16 protein-coding genes are annotated in these 16,595 nt (G+C 66.2%); 12 read left to right on the forward strand and 4 right to left on the reverse strand.

Annotated features, from left to right (window positions below):
* Positions 1-12 precede the first annotated feature (12 nt).
* A complete protein-coding gene (locus tag DU478_RS10770) occupies positions 13-408 on the reverse strand; it encodes a RidA family protein (protein WP_114510956.1) in 396 nt (131 codons plus the stop codon).
* A gap of 87 nt (positions 409-495) precedes the next feature.
* Here DU478_RS10770 and DU478_RS10775 point away from each other — a divergent pair, with 87 nt between their 5' ends.
* The gene (locus tag DU478_RS10775; protein ID WP_114510957.1) at positions 496-1,215 is read left to right on the forward strand and encodes a helix-turn-helix transcriptional regulator; all 720 of its coding nucleotides are present in this window, start codon (positions 496-498) and stop codon (positions 1,213-1,215) included.
* A 120-nt stretch (positions 1,216-1,335) separates the two neighbouring features.
* Positions 1,336-1,815 (forward strand): hypothetical protein, encoded by a 480-nt coding sequence (locus DU478_RS10780; RefSeq protein ID WP_114510958.1) that lies wholly within the window; start codon positions 1,336-1,338, stop codon positions 1,813-1,815.
* 3 nt (positions 1,816-1,818) lie between these two features.
* Here DU478_RS10780 and DU478_RS10785 read toward each other — a convergent pair whose 3' ends face one another.
* From DU478_RS10785 to DU478_RS10795, 3 genes are read right to left on the reverse strand one after another with little or no spacing between them, the layout of a single operon-like run.
* A complete protein-coding gene (locus DU478_RS10785) occupies positions 1,819-2,529 on the reverse strand; it encodes a TadE/TadG family type IV pilus assembly protein (RefSeq protein ID WP_114510959.1) in 711 nt (236 codons plus the stop codon).
* Positions 2,530-2,539: 10 nt separating this feature from the next.
* The gene (locus DU478_RS10790; RefSeq protein ID WP_233501199.1) at positions 2,540-3,067 is read right to left on the reverse strand and encodes a TadE/TadG family type IV pilus assembly protein; all 528 of its coding nucleotides are present in this window, start codon (positions 3,065-3,067) and stop codon (positions 2,540-2,542) included.
* 8 nt (positions 3,068-3,075) lie between these two features.
* Positions 3,076-4,503: a TadE/TadG family type IV pilus assembly protein gene (locus tag DU478_RS10795; protein WP_325048096.1), complete on the reverse strand. Its 1,428-nt coding sequence runs from the start codon at positions 4,501-4,503 to the stop codon at positions 3,076-3,078.
* A gap of 332 nt (positions 4,504-4,835) precedes the next feature.
* On the opposite strand from DU478_RS10795, the gene DU478_RS10800 reads away from it, so the two are divergent.
* From DU478_RS10800 to dnaG, 10 genes are all read left to right on the forward strand, one after another.
* Positions 4,836-6,272: a Glu/Leu/Phe/Val family dehydrogenase gene (locus DU478_RS10800; protein WP_114510962.1), complete on the forward strand. Its 1,437-nt coding sequence runs from the start codon at positions 4,836-4,838 to the stop codon at positions 6,270-6,272.
* A gap of 212 nt (positions 6,273-6,484) precedes the next feature.
* A complete protein-coding gene (locus DU478_RS10805; RefSeq protein ID WP_114510963.1) occupies positions 6,485-6,886 on the forward strand; it encodes a TadE/TadG family type IV pilus assembly protein in 402 nt (133 codons plus the stop codon).
* Positions 6,886-8,193 (forward strand): TadG family pilus assembly protein, encoded by a 1,308-nt coding sequence (locus DU478_RS10810; protein ID WP_114510964.1) that lies wholly within the window; start codon positions 6,886-6,888, stop codon positions 8,191-8,193. Before DU478_RS10805 ends, DU478_RS10810 begins: the two co-directional genes overlap by 1 nt.
* A gap of 86 nt (positions 8,194-8,279) precedes the next feature.
* Positions 8,280-8,870 (forward strand): DUF6151 family protein, encoded by a 591-nt coding sequence (locus tag DU478_RS10815; protein ID WP_114510965.1) that lies wholly within the window; start codon positions 8,280-8,282, stop codon positions 8,868-8,870.
* Positions 8,871-8,954: 84 nt separating this feature from the next.
* On the forward strand, positions 8,955-10,208 hold the full coding sequence (locus tag DU478_RS10820) for a sarcosine oxidase subunit beta family protein (protein WP_114510966.1): 1,254 nt from the start codon (positions 8,955-8,957) through the stop codon (positions 10,206-10,208).
* Positions 10,209-10,295: 87 nt separating this feature from the next.
* Entirely contained in the window at positions 10,296-10,565 is a 270-nt protein-coding gene (locus DU478_RS10825) for a sarcosine oxidase subunit delta (RefSeq protein WP_114510967.1), read from the forward strand.
* Positions 10,555-13,479, forward strand: coding sequence for a sarcosine oxidase subunit alpha family protein (locus tag DU478_RS10830; protein WP_114510968.1), 2,925 nt, complete (start codon positions 10,555-10,557; stop codon positions 13,477-13,479). The genes DU478_RS10825 and DU478_RS10830 overlap by 11 nt, the downstream gene beginning before the upstream one ends.
* The gene (locus tag DU478_RS10835) at positions 13,472-14,023 is read left to right on the forward strand and encodes a sarcosine oxidase subunit gamma (protein ID WP_114510969.1); all 552 of its coding nucleotides are present in this window, start codon (positions 13,472-13,474) and stop codon (positions 14,021-14,023) included. The genes DU478_RS10830 and DU478_RS10835 overlap by 8 nt, the downstream gene beginning before the upstream one ends.
* A gap of 58 nt (positions 14,024-14,081) precedes the next feature.
* Positions 14,082-14,393, forward strand: coding sequence for a hypothetical protein (locus DU478_RS10840; RefSeq protein WP_114510970.1), 312 nt, complete (start codon positions 14,082-14,084; stop codon positions 14,391-14,393).
* A gap of 188 nt (positions 14,394-14,581) precedes the next feature.
* Entirely contained in the window at positions 14,582-16,525 is a 1,944-nt protein-coding gene (gene dnaG / locus DU478_RS10845) for a DNA primase (RefSeq protein ID WP_114510971.1), read from the forward strand.
* Positions 16,526-16,595 lie beyond the last annotated feature (70 nt).

The raw sequence follows: 16,595 nt of genomic DNA on the forward strand, positions 1-16,595 counted from the left end.
AGGTATTGGGGATCAGACCGCTGCCGTCGCCTCGATCTCGAACATCAGCCCGGGGATCGCCAGCCGCGTCACGCCAAGGAGAGTCATCGGCGGGGCGCTGTTGTACTGACCGAAACGCATGCCCAGAAGGTCGAAATTCTTCAGCGCCTCGTCCACATCGGTGGCATAGACCCCGAGGCGGGTCACGTCGCCAAGGCCCATGCCGGCGGCCGTCAGCACCGCCTCGAGGTTGTCCAGCGCGAGGCCGATCTGGCCGCGCATATCGCCCGGATGCTGGGGCGCGCCCGTGCCATCCACGGCAGTCTGCCCGGCGCAGACAACCTGGCGCGCGGCGCCCCGGGTCACTTCGGCCTGATTGTAGCCCAGTTTCAGGGACCAGTCCCGGGGGTTCACTGCGGTGCGTTCCATTGGTCTATTCTCCGTATTGGTTGCGATGACGACGGGTTAGACCGAAATGGTGCCAAAAAATGACACCATTCATGTTAGGCTTGGGCTATGAACATCCGATCCAGACACGACGCCATCGTGCGCAGCCTGCGCCGCAACGGCACAACCACCATCGACGATCTCGCCGGCGAGGTGGGCGCCTCGCGCCGCACGGTTCTGCGCGACATCGGCGCCCTGCGCGACCAGGGCTTCGTGATCCATTCCGATGTCGGTCGCGGCGGCGGCGTGCAGCTTGATCCGCAGTCCATGCAGACCACCGCACGGCTTTCGGTGCCCGAAGTCTTCGCGCTCCTGATCAGCGTCGCGGCGATGCGCGCCGCCGGCAACCTGCCGTTTTCGGATCTCGCCGACGCCGGGCTGGCCAAGATCGAACGCGCGCTGCCGTCGGACAAGGTCAGGGATCTGCGCGCCGTGCTGGATTGCCTTCACATCGGCCAGCTGTCGCCGCTGCAGGATCTTTCGGACATGGGCCGGATCGACCCGCAGCTGCTGCCCGCCTTTGAAACCGCGTTCCTGCAGCGCCTTCTGATCCGCTTCGACTATCGCGATGCGAAAGGGCGAGAAACGGCGCGCGAGGTCGAACCGCAGGCGATGCTGATCCTGCCGCCGCTTTGGTATCTCGTGGCCTGGGACCCGGCGCGCTGCGATTTCAGACATTTCCGCATGGATCGGATCAGCGGGCCGGCCGCACTGGACGGCACGTCTTTCCGCCGCCGGCATGTGCCGTTCGAAGACGACGTCTGTCCATTCCGTGACCTGCCGCGATGAAACGATTGGCCGGAAAGGTCCGGTCCCGCCTCATTATGCGAAGAGGCACGCGCGGAAAGCGGTTTCCCGGCGGCGCCGGCGGCGCTAAGACGCGGCATCGCCAGCGAAAGGGCCACGCACATGACCGATGAGAAAATCCTCGCGCGGATCACCGCCTCCGCCCCGCGGCGGCTGCTGGGGGTGGGGGCGCTGGTCTTTCTGGGTGCGCTGCTGATCTACATGGCCTTCGCGGCGCCGCCGAGCCTGGTTTGGCAGCTATTCCTGCTGGCGCTTGGGGCGGGCGCCTTGGTGCTGGCCGCGCTGATGCGGCAGGCGACGGCGCTGGAGCTGGAACTGACCGAGACCGAACTGCGCGACACCTCGGGCGCGGTGCTGGCGCGGATCGACGACGTGGTGCGGGTCGACCGAGGGGCCTTTGCGATGAAACCGTCCAATGGCTTCACCCTGACGACGAACCGGCCGCAAGCGGGATGCTGGCGGCCGGGTCTTTGGTGGCGGCTGGGACGCCGGGTTGCCGTGGGCGGGGTCACCTCCGGCGCTCAGACCCGCCCAGTGGCGGATGTGATCGCCGCGATGATCGCCCGGCGGCAGGCGGACTAGGCGTTACGCCTTGCCCTTGCCCTTCTTGCTGGGCTCGACGTTCTCTTCGCCGTTGTCGTTGGCGCAGTCGGTGGCGTTCTCTGCGTTGTTGTTGCAGAGCGAGCCGCCCGGTGCGTCCTGGTCGCCGTTGCCCCAGCCGTTGTCCTGGCCATCGTCTTCGGAGCTCGCATAAAGGATCTGCGGCGCGAAGCGGGGGCGGGTGAAGGAGTAGGTGCGGATCTCGAAGAAATCCATGCCCACGCCGCGGAAGTCGGCCCAGTAGTCGTCCCAGGTTTCCACGATCACCACCTGGTCGTTGTTGGCCATGATCGGCAGACGGTCTTCGTAATGCCGCATCATGTTGTTGGCCAGCGGCTCCGGGTTGCCCCGTGCCTCGGACCAGACGACCTGGTAATTGCCGTTCTTGGCGTTGAACTTCACAACGGTGATGCGCATGTCGGTCGACACGGCGTCCGATTCGTTCATCGCCATGAGCAGCTTGTACGTGTTGTCGATGTATTCCGGCGTGATCGGATCGGTTTCCCGGCTGATCATGTCGCCGATCGTGTAGTTGGCCTTCTGGTTCACCGAGCTTTCGCGGGACAGGTCGAAGTAGACCCAGCAGGCGGCGAAGAGCCAGAGCAGCGCGGGCAGGACGATCATCGCCTCTGTGGTGACGTAGCCGTCGGTGTCCCGGCCGAAGCGGCGGAGGCGGGAGGTGATCTTGTTCAGCATGTCCGTCTCCTTAGCTCGGTTCCTGCACGAAGGCAGAGGTGGAAATCAGGGCCGAATAACCTTCGCTGTCGGTCCGCAGGCTGGATCCCAGGCCGCTGGCCGGAGAGAAGGGCCGGTACTTGTAGCAGGCGCGCAAGTACATCAACTCGTTGTCGCGGCCGTATTCGAAGGTCAGGACCGGCGCCACGGTTTCGGAGTGGTCGACGCAGTCCACCGCTGCGGGCGGCTCGTGCCAGTTGCGGATGTTCAGCTTGACCATCTCGAGACGCAGGTTGTCTTCGCAGCCCGGGAGGATGTCGGCCTTTTCGCAGATCGACGCCTTGATCGACGCGTGATCGTAGTTCGTGCCGGTGCCCAGGCGGATGTCCCGCACGGTCTGGTCCAGCGCCCGTTCGAGGACGGTGTGCCGCAGGGTGATGGCGCCCAGTTCGATGCCCGACACGACGATGCCGATGAAGAGCGGCAGCCAGAGGGCGAAGGGCACGATCATCAGGGCCCCGTCTTCGCTGAGCCAGAAGCGGCGCAGTTTGGTGTGCATGTTCCGGGTCATTGGGTCAGCCTCAACTGGTTGATCGCACGGGCGATGGAATAAAAGGCATCCTGGATCTCGGCACCCTGCACACGGAAGAAGTGCGAGGGCGAGGAGGCGCAGTTCTGCATGACGCCGGCGCCGTGGTCGGTGACCTCAAATCCGATGGTCCAGATCACGATGCCGCTTTCCTTTGCCGCGTCGCAGATCTTGTCCAGAAGCCAGTCGCCGGTTTCGGCGTTGTATTTCTGCTCGTAGAAATAACTGCGGTTGTACGAGGACACGTTCCGCGCGAGGTAGTACCAAAGGTTGTAGCGGTCCCAGTGCGCCACCTCGCTCGGCTCGTTGTAGGCCCAGTCCTGGATCCGGTAGGACTTGTCATGCTGACCGTCGGTCATCAGGACGATGGTCTTGAGCGTCTCGACGTCGTTGTAGTTCGCCGGACGGCCGGCAAAGGCGCTGTCCATGTCGCCCGAGCTTTGCAGGCTGTTGGCGATCGTACGGGTCGACGGGTCGAGCAGGGCAGTGCCCCACTTCATGCCCAGGAAGATCGACGTACCGGCACGCGGCTGGAACTGCGCGACCTGCTGCTTGAGCTCGTTCGCATCCTGACTGAACGGGGTGATCCGCTCGTAAGAATAGCGCGGGCAGACGGTGTCATCGCGGTCGTTGTTGCCGAAGTAGTTCCACTGGAAGTGCTGCATCTGTTCGTAGGTGCGGTTCAGGTCCAGCGCGACGGAGTCGAATTCGGAGTTCGGGAACTCGAGGCAGTGCGAGTAGCCGTGCTTCCAGTTGACGCGCATGTGCTGGGTCAGCAGAGGCCCGGCGTTCACATGCTCGGAATAGGGCACCATCGAGACCGAGATCAGGTCCTGCGTGTCGTCGTCGAGCACCGTGTCGATGAAGGTGTTCGCCGCGTTGCGCAGGTTTCCGATCTTGTTGTTGTCGTCCATCGAGCCCGAGATATCGAGGACCATGGAGATCTCGACCTTGGCGATCCGCTCTTCGGCGGCCGACAGGGCGGTCGCCTGAAGCTGTTCGACGCCCAGCGTCTTCATGAAGTTCGCCGGAGACGTGACCGTCGCCTCGCCCTGCACGGCCTTGTAGTTCAGGCCGGTGGAGACCGAAACGTTGGACAGGGACCCGTTCAGGTTCATCTTGTCCATGTAGTCGTTCACGACCGCGGTGGGGTCGATCGTCTGCTCCAGGTCGGCGGCGGCCAGAACGGCGCGGTCGAGCGTGTTTTGCAGCTTGGTACGCTGAAGTTCATTGCCGATCAGGTCGACGCCGATGCCGGCGAACACCATCAGCAGCAGGGACGAGACGATCGCCACTTCGGACATGGCGCCCGATTCGTCCTGTCCGAACCGCGACAGCCGCCGTCCGAACAACGCTTCGGAAGCACGGTTGCGCGGGATCGGCCTGACCTCTTGTACAGGTTTCATATTTGACATCCCATTACCTTCCTCTTGGACCCTCATCCAAGATCGCGCCCCACCATCGCGCAGTTACATGGGCTGGTTATGCTTGGGTATAATGGCCAAATTTGGGCGGTTTACCTTGATTTTTCAGGGCATTATCATCGAATTTCGGGCTAATTGTCCTGAGGTCGATCATTGTTCTCCGGGCCGGAACAGTCGGAAAATTCGCCGCGTCAAAAGTTGGGCGGGCGCGGCCGGAAATAAGTCATGGTCAATCTTTACCGGGTCGTCATACGCTGATTGCACATTTTCCAAGCAACCGAGTCGTCGGTTTCAGAAAAAAAGGGAGCGCCATCATGTCTGCAGCACCGATCAACGAACCCACCTTCCGCGAAAGCGTGGACCTGATGTTCAACCGGGCCGTGGCGCTGATGGACCTGAGCCCCGGGCTCGAAGAAAAGATCCGCGTGTGCAACGCCACCTATACCGTCCGCTTCGGGGTGCGGCTGCGCGGCAAGATCCAGACCTTCACCGGTTACCGCTCGGTGCATTCCGAACATATGGAGCCGGTCAAGGGCGGCATCCGCTACTCGATGGCCGTGAACCAGGACGAGGTCGAGGCGCTGGCGGCTCTGATGACCTACAAATGCGCGCTGGTCGAAGCGCCTTTCGGCGGGTCCAAGGGCGGGCTTTGCATAGACCCGCGCGAATATGACGAGCACGAACTCGAGCTTATCACCCGCCGCTTTGCCTATGAACTGGCCAAGCGCGACCTAATCCATCCCAGCCAGAACGTGCCCGCCCCCGACATGGGCACCGGTGAACGCGAGATGGCCTGGATCGCCGATCAGTACCGGCGGATGAACACCACCGACATCAATGCGGCGGCCTGCGTGACCGGCAAGCCGATCAACGCCGGCGGTATCCAGGGCCGGACCGAAGCGACGGGCCGCGGCGTGCAATACGCGCTGCAGGAATTCTTCCGCCACCCCGAAGACGTGAAGGCCGCGGGCCTTTCGGGCAAGCTCGACGGCAAACGGGTGATCGTGCAGGGGCTCGGCAACGTCGGCTACCACGCGGCCAAGTTCCTGCAAGAGGAAGACGGCTGCGTGATCACCGGCATCATCGAACGCGACGGCGCGCTCTACAACGATTCCGGCATCGACGTGGAGTCGGTGCGCGGCTGGATCGTCAAGCACGGCGGCGTCACCGGATACCCGGAGGCCAGCCATGTGAAGGACGGCGGCAGCGTGCTGGAAAAGCCCTGCGACATCCTGATCCCTGCGGCGCTCGAAGGGGTGATCAACCTGGCGAACGCCAAGCGCATCGAGGCGCCGTTGATCATCGAGGCCGCAAACGGCCCGATCACCGCCGGTGCCGACGAGATCCTGCGCGAAAAGGGTACGGTGATCATTCCGGACATGTACGCCAACGCCGGCGGCGTGACCGTGTCCTATTTCGAATGGGTCAAGAACCTGAGTCACATCCGCTTCGGCCGGATGCAGCGGCGGCAGGAGGAAACCCGCCACCAGCTGGTCGTCGACGAGCTGGAAAGGCTCAGCGCGGACAAGGGGCTGGGCTGGCAGCTGAGCCCGGGATTCAAGGAAAAATACCTCAAGGGTGCAGGCGAACTCGAACTGGTGCGCTCGGGCCTCGACGACACGATGCGCGCCGCCTACCAGTCGATGCGCGAGATCTGGCATAGCCGCGAGGACGTCACCGACCTGCGCACCGCCGCTTACCTCGTGGCCATCGGCAAGGTCGCGCAAAGCTACCGGGCCAAGGGACTGTAACGCGCGGACCCGCATGCGCCGCGCCGAGGCGGCCGCTTCGGCGCGGATGCGGCAAAATCCGCGAAAGATCGCGAAAAATCGTAAGTGAAGTCCACGGTTTTGCCGTGACTTCGCCGTCGCGGGCCGGATCCGGCCACCGGCGCGCCACAGTTGATGGCAAAGCTTCCTGGAACGGCGCCCTCACGCCGCGTGCCTTGCCAGGAGACATCCCGATGAAAAGCCTTTCCCGTTTTATCCGCCGCATCACCCGCGACGAGGAGGGTTCCCAGACCGTCGAGGCGGTCCTGTGGCTGCCGGTCTTCGTGATGTTCCTCTCTCTAGTGATCGACGTGTCGATGGTGTTCAACCGGCAGTCCGAGTTCAACCGCATCGTGCAGGACGCCAACCGCAGCTACGCCACCGGACGGCTCGGGTCCGAAGATGCGGCCGAGGCCTTCATCAAGACCGCGCTGGGTAATTTCGGCGCCAGCGCCACCGTGACGACATCCCTGATCGATGGCATCATCTTCACCCGGCTGACGGTGCCGGTGACCGACCTGATGCCGATCAACAGCTTCCCGATCTTCCGCGACCGCGATGTCGTGGTGGCCAACCAGCAGCTGGCGGAATTCTGATGGGACGGCCCATTCTGCGCCGCTGGTTGCGCGATGAAACCGGCAGCCTGACGATCCTGTCCATCTATTTCCTGATGATCACCCTGATCATGGGCGGGCTGGCCATCGACTTTTCCAACCGGGCGGCCAAGGCGACCAAGATGCAGACCGCGACCGACGCAGTGGCCCACGCGGCGCTGCTGTCGCGGGTGACCGCCTCGGCGCAGGTCGCCAAGGCCCGCGCCATCGAGATCGCCCGGGCCAACCTGTCCGTCGACCTGCACGGCGATGCGATCCGGGCCGAGGATATCGAATTTGGCCGCTGGGATACGGACAGCGCCAGCTTCACCGCCGATGCCGACGCCCGCGACGCGGTGCGGGTGACGGCCCGCCGAATCGCCGCGCGCGGCAACTTCGTCGACAACCTGATGCTGCATGTGGTCGGCTACGCCGGGTTCGAGGTCGAAACCTCCACCGTTTTCCGGATGTGGGAGCCGCCGTGTTTCCTTAATGGCTTCATGGCCCGCCGTGTGGTCGATACGCAAAGCAACAACGTCTTCGGCGAATATTTCTGCATGCACGGCAACGACCACGTCAGCCTGAACAGCAATTCGCTGTTCAGAACCGGATCGGTCGTGTCGATGCCCGATCTCGCCGATCTGTCGGTGCCGGCATCGGGCATGGAGTCGAACCTGGGCCTGGCCGAGGCACTGCGCGCGGCGTGGTATCCGTTCACCGTGCTGGACAGGATGGACGACGCCATCGCCGATCTGCTTGCGGGGGGCACGACCTATGCGCCCGGGCTGATCTCGGGGACCGGCGGCATCGCGCTGTCCGGCAGGAAATTCGATGCGGGCAGCTTCGAATCCGACCGCCTGCACACGGCGCTGACCTGCGGCGGCAACCAGTCGATCACGTTTCAGGCAGGCATCTACGAAGACTTCATCCTCGTCACCAATTGCAAGGTCAAGTTCAACCAGGGGGTCGAGTTGCGCGGCGTCATCATCGCCAGCACCAACACCGACCCCAAGGCGTTCAACTCGCCCTCGAGCCTGGTGCTGGGTCTCGATGACAACTGCGCGCCCGGCGGCGGGGCGGTGTTGCTGACCTACGGTGGCTTCAGCGTCGCTGCGGATCTCGCGGTGCACGGCAGCCAGGTGGTGGCACTCAAGGACATCGACTTTGCCGCGCAGGCCACCGGCATCAAGGGCGTGTCGATGATCGCGGGCAATGACGTCAACACCACGTCGAACGTGCAGATGAACGGCTGCCCGCCCGAAGGTGTCGACCATGTACTGACCGAACGGGTGCTGCGTATGGCCGAATGACGATGACCGGGCCGGGGGACTTGCAACTTCGGCCCGCTCTGACATCCTGACGGCATTTCGATCCAGAACCGGCCGCGAGAGACGCCATGACCCGGACCGCGCATTTTTCCTGCCGCTGCGGCGGAGTCACCGGCTTGTTGCACGATGCTGCACCCGCGCAGGTCTGCCACCTGGTCTGCTATTGCCGCGACTGCCGCGCCTTTGCCCGTCACATGGACCGGATGGGCGCGCTGGAACCCGGCGGCGGGTCGTCGCTGGTGCAGGTGCTGCCCGCGCGCATCGAGATGTCGTCGGGTGCGCAGCACATCGGTTGCCTGCGCCTGTCTCCCAAGGGGCTGCACCGCTGGTACGCCACCTGCTGCGGCTCGCCTCTGGCCAACACGGTGGGCAGTTCGAGAATGCCGCTGGCGGGGATGTGGCGACCGCTCTTTGCCGATCCGTCGATATTCGGCCCCGTGCGGGTGCACGGCTTTGTCAAATCTGCGCTGTCCGGGCAGGGCGCGCCGACCAAGGACAAGGGACTGGCGTTCATGCTGGGCGGGCTGATCAAGCGCGGGCTGGGGGCCTACATGGCCGGCACGGCGCGGCACAGCCCGTTCTTCGACGCCGCGGGCGCGCCGGTCTCGGTGCCGCATGTGCTGACCGGCGACGAGCGCAGGGCCGCCTACGCTGACTGACCGTTTCCGACGCGGAATGTCGGAAAAGGCAAAGGAAGGCGCGCCTCCTGGCGACTAGTCTGTGGCATCAGGACGGAGCATTCGATGCGTTTTTCCGCGCTGCGCCTTCTTACCGAGGGGCTGACAGGTAATAGGGGCTGGGGCCCGCACTGGCGCGATCCGGCGCCGAAATCCGAGTATGACATCGTCATCATCGGCGGTGGCGGGCATGGGCTGTCGACGGCCTACTACCTCGCCAAGGAACACGGTCTGCGCAACGTCGCGGTGCTTGAGAAAGGCTACCTTGGCGGCGGCAACGTCGGGCGCAACACCACCATCGTGCGCGCCAACTATTTCCTGCCGGGAAATTCCGAGTTCTATTCCCATTCCCTGAAGCTTTGGGAGGGGCTGGAGGACGAGCTCAACTACAACGTGATGCATTCGCAGCGCGGGCTGATCAACCTCTTTCACTCCGACGGCCAGCGCGACGCCTTCGCCCGGCGCGGCAACGCGATGATCAACCAGGGCGACGACGCGGTGCTGCTGGACCGCGCGGGAGTGCGAAAACACCTGCCCTACCTCGATTTCGACAACACCCGCTTTCCGATCTACGGCGGGCTGCTGCATCCGCGCGGCGGTACCGCGCGGCACGACGCGGTGGCCTGGGGCTATGCGCGGGGGGCGGATCGGCGCGGCGTCGACCTGATCCAGAATTGCGAGGTTACCGGCATCGACATCTCCGGCGGCCGGGTCACCGGTGTGCAGACCACCCGCGGGGCGATCCGCGCGAAGAAGGTCGGCATCGTCGTCGCCGGGCGGTCGGGGCAGGTGGCGGCGATGGCGGGCATGCGCCTGCCCGTCGAGAGCCACGTTCTGCAAGCCTTCGTCACCGAGGGGCTGAAGCCCTGCATCGACCACGTGGTGAGCTTCGGCATGGGGCATTTCTACATCAGCCAGTCCGACAAAGGCGGGCTGGTGTTCGGCGGCGACCTGGATTTCTACGCCTCCTACGCAGCCCGCGGCAACTTGCCGATGAAGGAACACGTCATGGAGGCCGCGATGACGCTGATGCCGATGATCGGCAAGGCCCGCGTGCTGCGGTCCTGGGGCGGGATCATGGACATGACGCCGGACGGATCGCCGATCATCGACAAGACCGGCATCGACGGGCTCTATATCGATTGCGGCTGGTGTTACGGCGGGTTCAAGGCGGTGCCGGGATCGGGCTTCAGCTTCGCGCATCTGATCGCGCAGGACCGGCACCACGCGCCGGCGGCGAAGTTCCGGCTCGACCGATTCCGCACCGGCGTGGGTCTGATGGATGAAGAGGGCACCGGGGCGCAACATAACCTGCATTGACGCGGGTCGATGGGGCAGGAGCCTCCGGCGGGAGTTTTGGGGCAAGATGAAGACGGATCGTTTCGAGATGACCGGTAGGGCGCGCCTATGAGGCTGCCCTGTCCGATCTGTGGAGAACGGGACCTGCGCGAGTTTTCCTATCTCGGCGATGCGGTGCGGCTGCACCGGCCCGCGCCCGATGCCGGCACGGACGCCTGGGACGCCTACCTGCATCTGCGCGACAATCCTGCGGGGCGGACGCGCGACCTCTGGCAGCACGAGGCAGGCTGCGGCGCCTGGATCGTGGTGACCCGCGACACGGTGAGCCACGCCGTCGAGGGCGCCCAACTGGCGGCGGAGATGCGCGATGCGGATTAATGGACGCGGCCGTGTGGACCGGGGCAGGGCGCTGTCCTTCACCTTCGACGGGCGGCGCTATTCCGGGTTCGCCGGGGACACCCTGGCCTCGGCTCTGGTGGCCAACGACGTGAAGCTGCTGGGCCGGTCGTTCAAGTATCACCGGCCGCGCGGGTTGCTGACGGCGGGATCGGAAGAGCCGAACGCGCTGGTGACCCTGGGGGCGGGGGCGGCGTCTGAGCCCAATGCCCGCGCGACCATGGTGGAGCTGCGCGACGGGCTGCAGGTCCGGAGCCAGAACCGCTGGCCCTCGCTCGACTGGGATCTGTTGGCGCTCAACGACCTCGCGGCGCCGTTCCTGGGGGCGGGGTTCTATTACAAGACCTTCATGTGGCCGCGCGCCTTCTGGGAAAAGCTCTACGAACCGGCAATCCGCCGCGCGGCGGGGCTGGGGGCCTTGTCGGGAAAGTCGAACCCGGACCGGTACGAGAAGGCCTTTGCTTTCTGCGACCTGCTGGTGATCGGCGGCGGCCCGACCGGGATGATGGCGGCGCACCGCGCGGCGGAGGCGGGGCTCGACGTGATCCTCTGCGACGAGGGCACGGTGCTGGGCGGGCGGCTCTTGTCCGAGGACGAGACGGTGGATGGTCAGCCCGGTGCCGACTGGGCGGCGGCGATGCAGCGCGACCTTGCGGCGCATCCGAAGGTGCGCGTGATGACCCGCACGACGGTGACCGGCGCCTATGACCAGGGCACCTTCGGGGCGCTGGAGCGGATCGTTCCGGACGCCGAGGGCGCGCCGCTGGAATGTTTCTGGCGGATTGTTGCGAAGCGGTCGATCCTGGCCGCCGGGGCGCTGGAGCGGCCGGTGGCCTTTGCGGGCAACGACCGGCCCGGCATCCTGCTGGCCGGCGCGATGCGCGCCTACCTGCACCGCTGGGGCGTGGTGCCGGGGCGCAGGGTCGCTGTCTTCGGCAACACTGACGATGCCCATCGCACCGCGCGCGATCTTGCGGCGGCGGGGGTGCATGTGGCGGCGGTGATCGACAGCCGGACGGATGCGAAGGTGCAGGGCGATTTCCCGGTCTACACCGGCGCGCAGGTCTGCCGCGGCGCGGGCGGGCGCGACGGGGTCGAGGCGATCCGCATCCGCACACCGCGCGGCGAGGAGTCGATTGCCGTCGATGCGTTGGCCGTGTCGGGCGGCTGGAACCCCAGCTTGCACTTGGCGTGCCACATGAACGGCCGGCCGGACTGGCGCGAGGACATCGCGGCCTTCGTGCCGCGGGACGGCATGGTGCCGGGGATGACGGCGGCAGGCGCCTGCGCCGGAGCCTTCTCGACCCATGGCTGCCTGTCTGCCGGGGCCGCGGCGGCGGCACTTGTGGCGCGTGACCTCGGGCGGACGCCGTCCGACGCCGCCCTGCCCGAGGCCGAGGATGCGCCTTACCGGATCAAGGCGCTTTGGGCGGTGCCGGGCAGGGGCCGGGCCTGGCTCGATTTCCAGAACGACGTGACGGTCAAGGACGTGGTGCAGGCGGCGCAGGAGAATTTCCGCTCGGTCGAGCATATGAAGCGTTACACCACGCAGGGCATGGCGCCGGACCAGGGCAAGTCGTCGAACGTCGCGGCGCTTGCGGTGCTGGCGGATGCCACCGGGCGCGGCATTCCCGAGACCGGCACGACCACCTTTCGCCCGCCCTTCGTGCCGGTCAGCATCGCCGCTATGGGGGCGGGGGCGCAGGGGATGGGCTTTGCGCCGCGCCGGCGCACAACCTCGGATGCAGCGGCGCGGGCGCGGGGGGCGCCGATGATCGAGGCCGGGCTCTGGTATCGCGCGAGCTATTTTCCGCAGGCCGGAGAGGCGACGTGGCGGCAGTCCTGCGACCGCGAGGTCGGGATGGTGCGCAATCACGTGGGCATCTGCGACGTCAGCACCCTGGGCAAGATCGACTTGCAGGGACCGGACGCGGCGGACTTCCTCGATCTCGTCTACACCAACCGCATGTCGACGCTGAAACCGGGGCGGGTGCGCTACGGGCTGATGCTGCGCGAGGACGGGCATGTCATGGACGACGGCACCTGCGCGCGGCTGGGAGAAGGGCATTTCGTCATCACGACCACCACCGCGGCAGCGGGGGCGGTGATGAAACATCTGGAGTTCGTGCATCAGTGCCTTGTGCCGCATCTGGACCTCGCGATGATCTCGGTCACGGAAAGCTGGGCGCAGTTCGCCGTAGCGGGACCGAAATCGCGCGACCTGCTGAACGGGCTGCTGGAAACGCCGGTCGACGATGCGTCCTTCCCGTTCATGGCCTGCGGGCCGGTGCGGCTGGGCGGCGTCGCGGCACGGCTGTTCCGCATCTCCTTCTCGGGGGAACACGCCTACGAGATCGCCGTGCCGGCGCGCTATGGCGCCAGCCTCTTCGACCTGCTGGTGGCACGGGCCGAGGCGATGGGCGGCGGCGCCTACGGGATGGAGGCGCTGAACGTGCTGCGTCTGGAAAAGGGGCACATCACCCATGCCGAGATTCACGGGCGCACCACCGCCTTTGACATTGGCATGGACCGGATGGTGAGCGCCGCCAAGGAGTGCATCGGCAAGACCATGGCGGCGCGGCCCGGCCTGGTCGGCCCGGAGCGCGAACAGCTGGTGGGCCTTGCGCCGCAGGATGGCCGGTCGGCGCTGCTGCCGGGGGCGTTCCTCTTTGCGCCCGACGACAAGGCCGAGCGCGCGGCGGCACAGGGCTATGTGACCTCGGCGGGGTATTCGCCGACGCTGGGCGCGCCGCTGGCGCTGGGGTTCCTGCGCGACGGACGGGCGCGGCAGGGCGAAGTGGTGAAGATGGTTGACCACCTGCGCGGGGCGGAGGTGCTGTGCACCGTCACCGACTCGGTGCGCGTCGATCCAGAGGGAGGGCGGTTGCGTGGGTGAGCTTGAAGCCAGATCGCCCTGCGACGTGCTGCTGCCGATCACCCGGGGCGGCTGGACCCTGAGCGAGGTGGATACGGGGCGTATCACCTCGATCGCGCCGTTTGCAGGACAGGAGGCGGCGCTGTCAGGGGCTTTGCAGACGGCGTATGGCCTGGGTTTTCCGGAGCCGGGCCACAGCGCCGAAGCGGATGGCGCGCGCATCCTCTGGTCCGGGCGGCGGCAGGCGTTTCTGCTGGGGCCGGAACCCGATGCGGCACTGGCGCGACATGCGGCGGTGACCGACCAGTCGGACGGCTGGGCGGCGCTGCACCTGAGCGGCGCGGGCTGCGAGGCGGTGCTGGCGCGGCTGGTGCCGCTGGACCTGCGGGCAGAGGTCTTTGCGCCGGGCTGCACCGCACGCAGCCTCTTGCAGCATTGCCATGTGTCGGTCACGCGGCTGGACGATACAGGGTTCCTCATCCTGGGGTACCGGTCCATGGCCGGGACGCTGGTACATGAGCTGGACACGGCAATGTCATCGCTGGCCGCACGGTCGGGGGCGTGACAGCGCGGCCTTTGGGCGCTAGTGCCGGGACAGATGTTCGCAGACCAGGAGACCCGTGATGTCCCTTCGTGCCCTTTGTCTTTCCCTCGCGTTTGTCGCCGCCGGACCGGTCGCTTCGCCCGTTGCAGCGCAGACCGCCGAGGCAGAATGCGACGTGCAGCGGAACGTCGTGATGGCCGTGGTCGAGGCGCGCACGGGTGGTGCCGACAGGACTGCGGCGATCCAGGATGTCTCCGGATCGCTTTCCGGCGAGGCCGAGAAATACGCCACGGTCGTCCCTGACCTCGCAGCATGGATTTACGAACTGCCGGAGGATCAGCTGGGCAGCGGCGTCGGCCTGGGCTGGATGGAGGCCTGCCTCGCGCAGTAAGCCGCACTTTGCAAACGTGATCCAGCGGTGCGGGCACGCCCGCGCAGTGTGTCGCAGCCGCCACCTTTTGGGTGTGGGCCGCGGCGTGGGCTGCATCCTGACACGTTCGATCGAACGCCGCGCGTTTGGCTGGCGGCGGAACGCCTCGCCCGCTGGACTCTGCTTCGGGGGCACGGGATAATACCGGCATGAGTCTGCCCCCGGGATTTCTGGACGAATTGCGCACCCGCACGAGCCTGAGCCAGGTCGTGGGGCGCAAGGTGCTGTGGGACAACCGCAAGTCCAACCAGGGCAAGGGCGACATGTGGGCGCCGTGCCCGTTCCACCAGGAAAAGAGCGCATCGTTTCACGTCGATGATCGCAAGGGCTATTATTACTGCTTCGGCTGCCACGCCAAGGGCGACGCGATCTCCTTCGTGCGCGAGACCGAGAACGTCGGCTTCATGGAGGCGGTGGAAATCCTCGCGCAGGAAGCCGGTATGCCGATGCCCAAGCGCGACCCGCAGGCGCAGCAGAAGGCCGACCGCCGCACCGAGCTTGCCGAGGTGATGGAGGCCGCGGCGGGCTTCTTCCGCCTGCAGCTGCGCACCGGGCAGGGCGGGGCGGCGCGCGACTACCTGGCCCGGCGCGGCATGAGCGAGGCGACGCAGGAGCGGTTCGGCATCGGGTTTGCGCCGGACGGCTGGCAGAACCTGTGGGATCATCTGCAGGGCAAGGGTGTCCCGGCGGAGCTGATCCAGGCGGCAGGGCTCGTGCGCGAGTCCACCAAGGGCGGTAAGCCCTACGACGTCTTCCGCAACCGCATCATGTTCCCGATCCGCGATGCCCGCGGACGCTGCATTGCCTTCGGCGGCCGGGCAATGGACCCCAACGACAACGCCAAGTACCTCAATTCGCCCGAGACCGAGCTGTTCGACAAGGGCCGCAACCTCTACAACCACGGCCCCGCGCGCGAGGCCGCCGGTAAGGGTTTGCCGCTGATCGTCGCCGAGGGCTACATGGACGTGATCGCGCTGGTCGAGGCCGGGTTCGGAGCGGCGGTGGCGCCCTTGGGCACGGCGGTGACGGAAAACCAGTTGCAACTGCTCTGGCGCATCTCGGACGAGCCGATCGTGGCACTCGACGGCGACGCGGCGGGGCTGCGCGCCGCCTACCGGGTGATCGACCTCGCCCTGCCGCTGATGGAGTCGGGAAAGTCGCTGCGCTTTGCGCTCATGCCCGAGGGCAAGGACCCCGACGACCTGATCCGGGCCGAGGGCGCCAAGGGCGTACAGGCGGTGCTGCACCGCGCCCTGCCGATGGTGCAGCTGCTTTGGAAACGCGAGACCGAGGGCAAGGTCTTTGACAGTCCCGAGCGCAAGGCGGCGCTGGACAAGGCATTGCGCGAGACGATCCTGCAGATCAAGGACCCCAGCCTGCGCAGCCATTATGGCCAGGAAATCAAGGACCTGCGCTGGCAGCTGTTCCGTGCGCGCCCCTCCGGCACCGGCCCGCGGTCGCGCCGCGACTGGAAAGCGCCGCCGCCCGCCACCGACAGCGCAAAGCTGTCGCTGCTGGTCGCCGCCGGAGCCGAAGGGCAGGACCGGCTGCGCGAGGCCGTGATCCTCGCTGCGCTGCTGTCGACGCCGCAGATCATTGCGGAATTCGACACCCAAGTCGAGGTGATGACCTGTTCCGACCCGGTGCACGCGGCGTTGCGCGACCTGCTGCTGCGCAGCGACGGGTCCGATCCCGCGGCCCTGCGCGCCGAGGCCGAGAACAGAATAGGGGCCGAGGCCCTTGAATCCCTCTTCGCGGCGCGCCATGTGGCCATAACACCCTGTGTGCGCAATCCCAGCGACGTGGACCTTGCGCGCCAGACGGTGGCGGAGGAGTTGGCGAAACTGGACGCCCGGCGCGGTCTCTTGGCCGAGATCGCGGAGGCGTCGGAAGACCTCGACGGCCTCGCGGACGAAGCGTTGACGTGGCGGCTGGCGCAGGCGGCGCAGGCCATGACACTGGCGGAACGGGCGCAGCAGGTGGATTCGGCGGAATACGACACCGGGCCCAACGGCGCCCGCATGGACAAGGACGAGCGCAGCGCCTTTGCCGCGCTTCTGGAGAAGATCGAATCGCCCAAATCTGGCTCATAAGCCGCTATGGACGAGGAATTGGTAAGGAAATCAGGGTAGACGGGTGTGCGAATCGGTATATCGCGCTATT

The sequence above is a fragment of the Thalassococcus profundi genome (assembly GCF_003344785.1).
Taxonomy (GTDB): Bacteria; Pseudomonadota; Alphaproteobacteria; order Rhodobacterales; family Rhodobacteraceae; genus Puniceibacterium; species Puniceibacterium profundi.

What these genes read in the sequence shown, in the direction of transcription:
- DU478_RS10820 (WP_114510966.1), top strand. Translation starts at nt 8,955, where the DNA reads ATGCGTTTTTCCGCGCTGCGCCTTCTTACCGAGGGGCTGACAGGTAAT.
- DU478_RS10800 (WP_114510962.1), top strand. Translation starts at nt 4,836, where the DNA reads ATGTCTGCAGCACCGATCAACGAACCCACCTTCCGCGAAAGCGTGGAC.
- DU478_RS10805 (WP_114510963.1), top strand. Translation starts at nt 6,485, where the DNA reads ATGAAAAGCCTTTCCCGTTTTATCCGCCGCATCACCCGCGACGAGGAG.
- DU478_RS10840 (WP_114510970.1), top strand. Translation starts at nt 14,082, where the DNA reads ATGTCCCTTCGTGCCCTTTGTCTTTCCCTCGCGTTTGTCGCCGCCGGA.
- DU478_RS10775 (WP_114510957.1), top strand. Translation starts at nt 496, where the DNA reads ATGAACATCCGATCCAGACACGACGCCATCGTGCGCAGCCTGCGCCGC.
- DU478_RS10785 (WP_114510959.1), bottom strand. Translation starts at nt 2,529, where the DNA reads ATGCTGAACAAGATCACCTCCCGCCTCCGCCGCTTCGGCCGGGACACC.
- DU478_RS10810 (WP_114510964.1), top strand. Translation starts at nt 6,886, where the DNA reads ATGGGACGGCCCATTCTGCGCCGCTGGTTGCGCGATGAAACCGGCAGC.
- dnaG (WP_114510971.1), top strand. Translation starts at nt 14,582, where the DNA reads ATGAGTCTGCCCCCGGGATTTCTGGACGAATTGCGCACCCGCACGAGC.
- DU478_RS10825 (WP_114510967.1), top strand. Translation starts at nt 10,296, where the DNA reads ATGAGGCTGCCCTGTCCGATCTGTGGAGAACGGGACCTGCGCGAGTTT.
- DU478_RS10830 (WP_114510968.1), top strand. Translation starts at nt 10,555, where the DNA reads ATGCGGATTAATGGACGCGGCCGTGTGGACCGGGGCAGGGCGCTGTCC.
- DU478_RS10795 (WP_325048096.1), bottom strand. Translation starts at nt 4,503, where the DNA reads ATGAAACCTGTACAAGAGGTCAGGCCGATCCCGCGCAACCGTGCTTCC.
- DU478_RS10770 (WP_114510956.1), bottom strand. Translation starts at nt 408, where the DNA reads ATGGAACGCACCGCAGTGAACCCCCGGGACTGGTCCCTGAAACTGGGC.
- DU478_RS10815 (WP_114510965.1), top strand. Translation starts at nt 8,280, where the DNA reads ATGACCCGGACCGCGCATTTTTCCTGCCGCTGCGGCGGAGTCACCGGC.
- DU478_RS10790 (WP_233501199.1), bottom strand. Translation starts at nt 3,067, where the DNA reads ATGCACACCAAACTGCGCCGCTTCTGGCTCAGCGAAGACGGGGCCCTG.
- DU478_RS10780 (WP_114510958.1), top strand. Translation starts at nt 1,336, where the DNA reads ATGACCGATGAGAAAATCCTCGCGCGGATCACCGCCTCCGCCCCGCGG.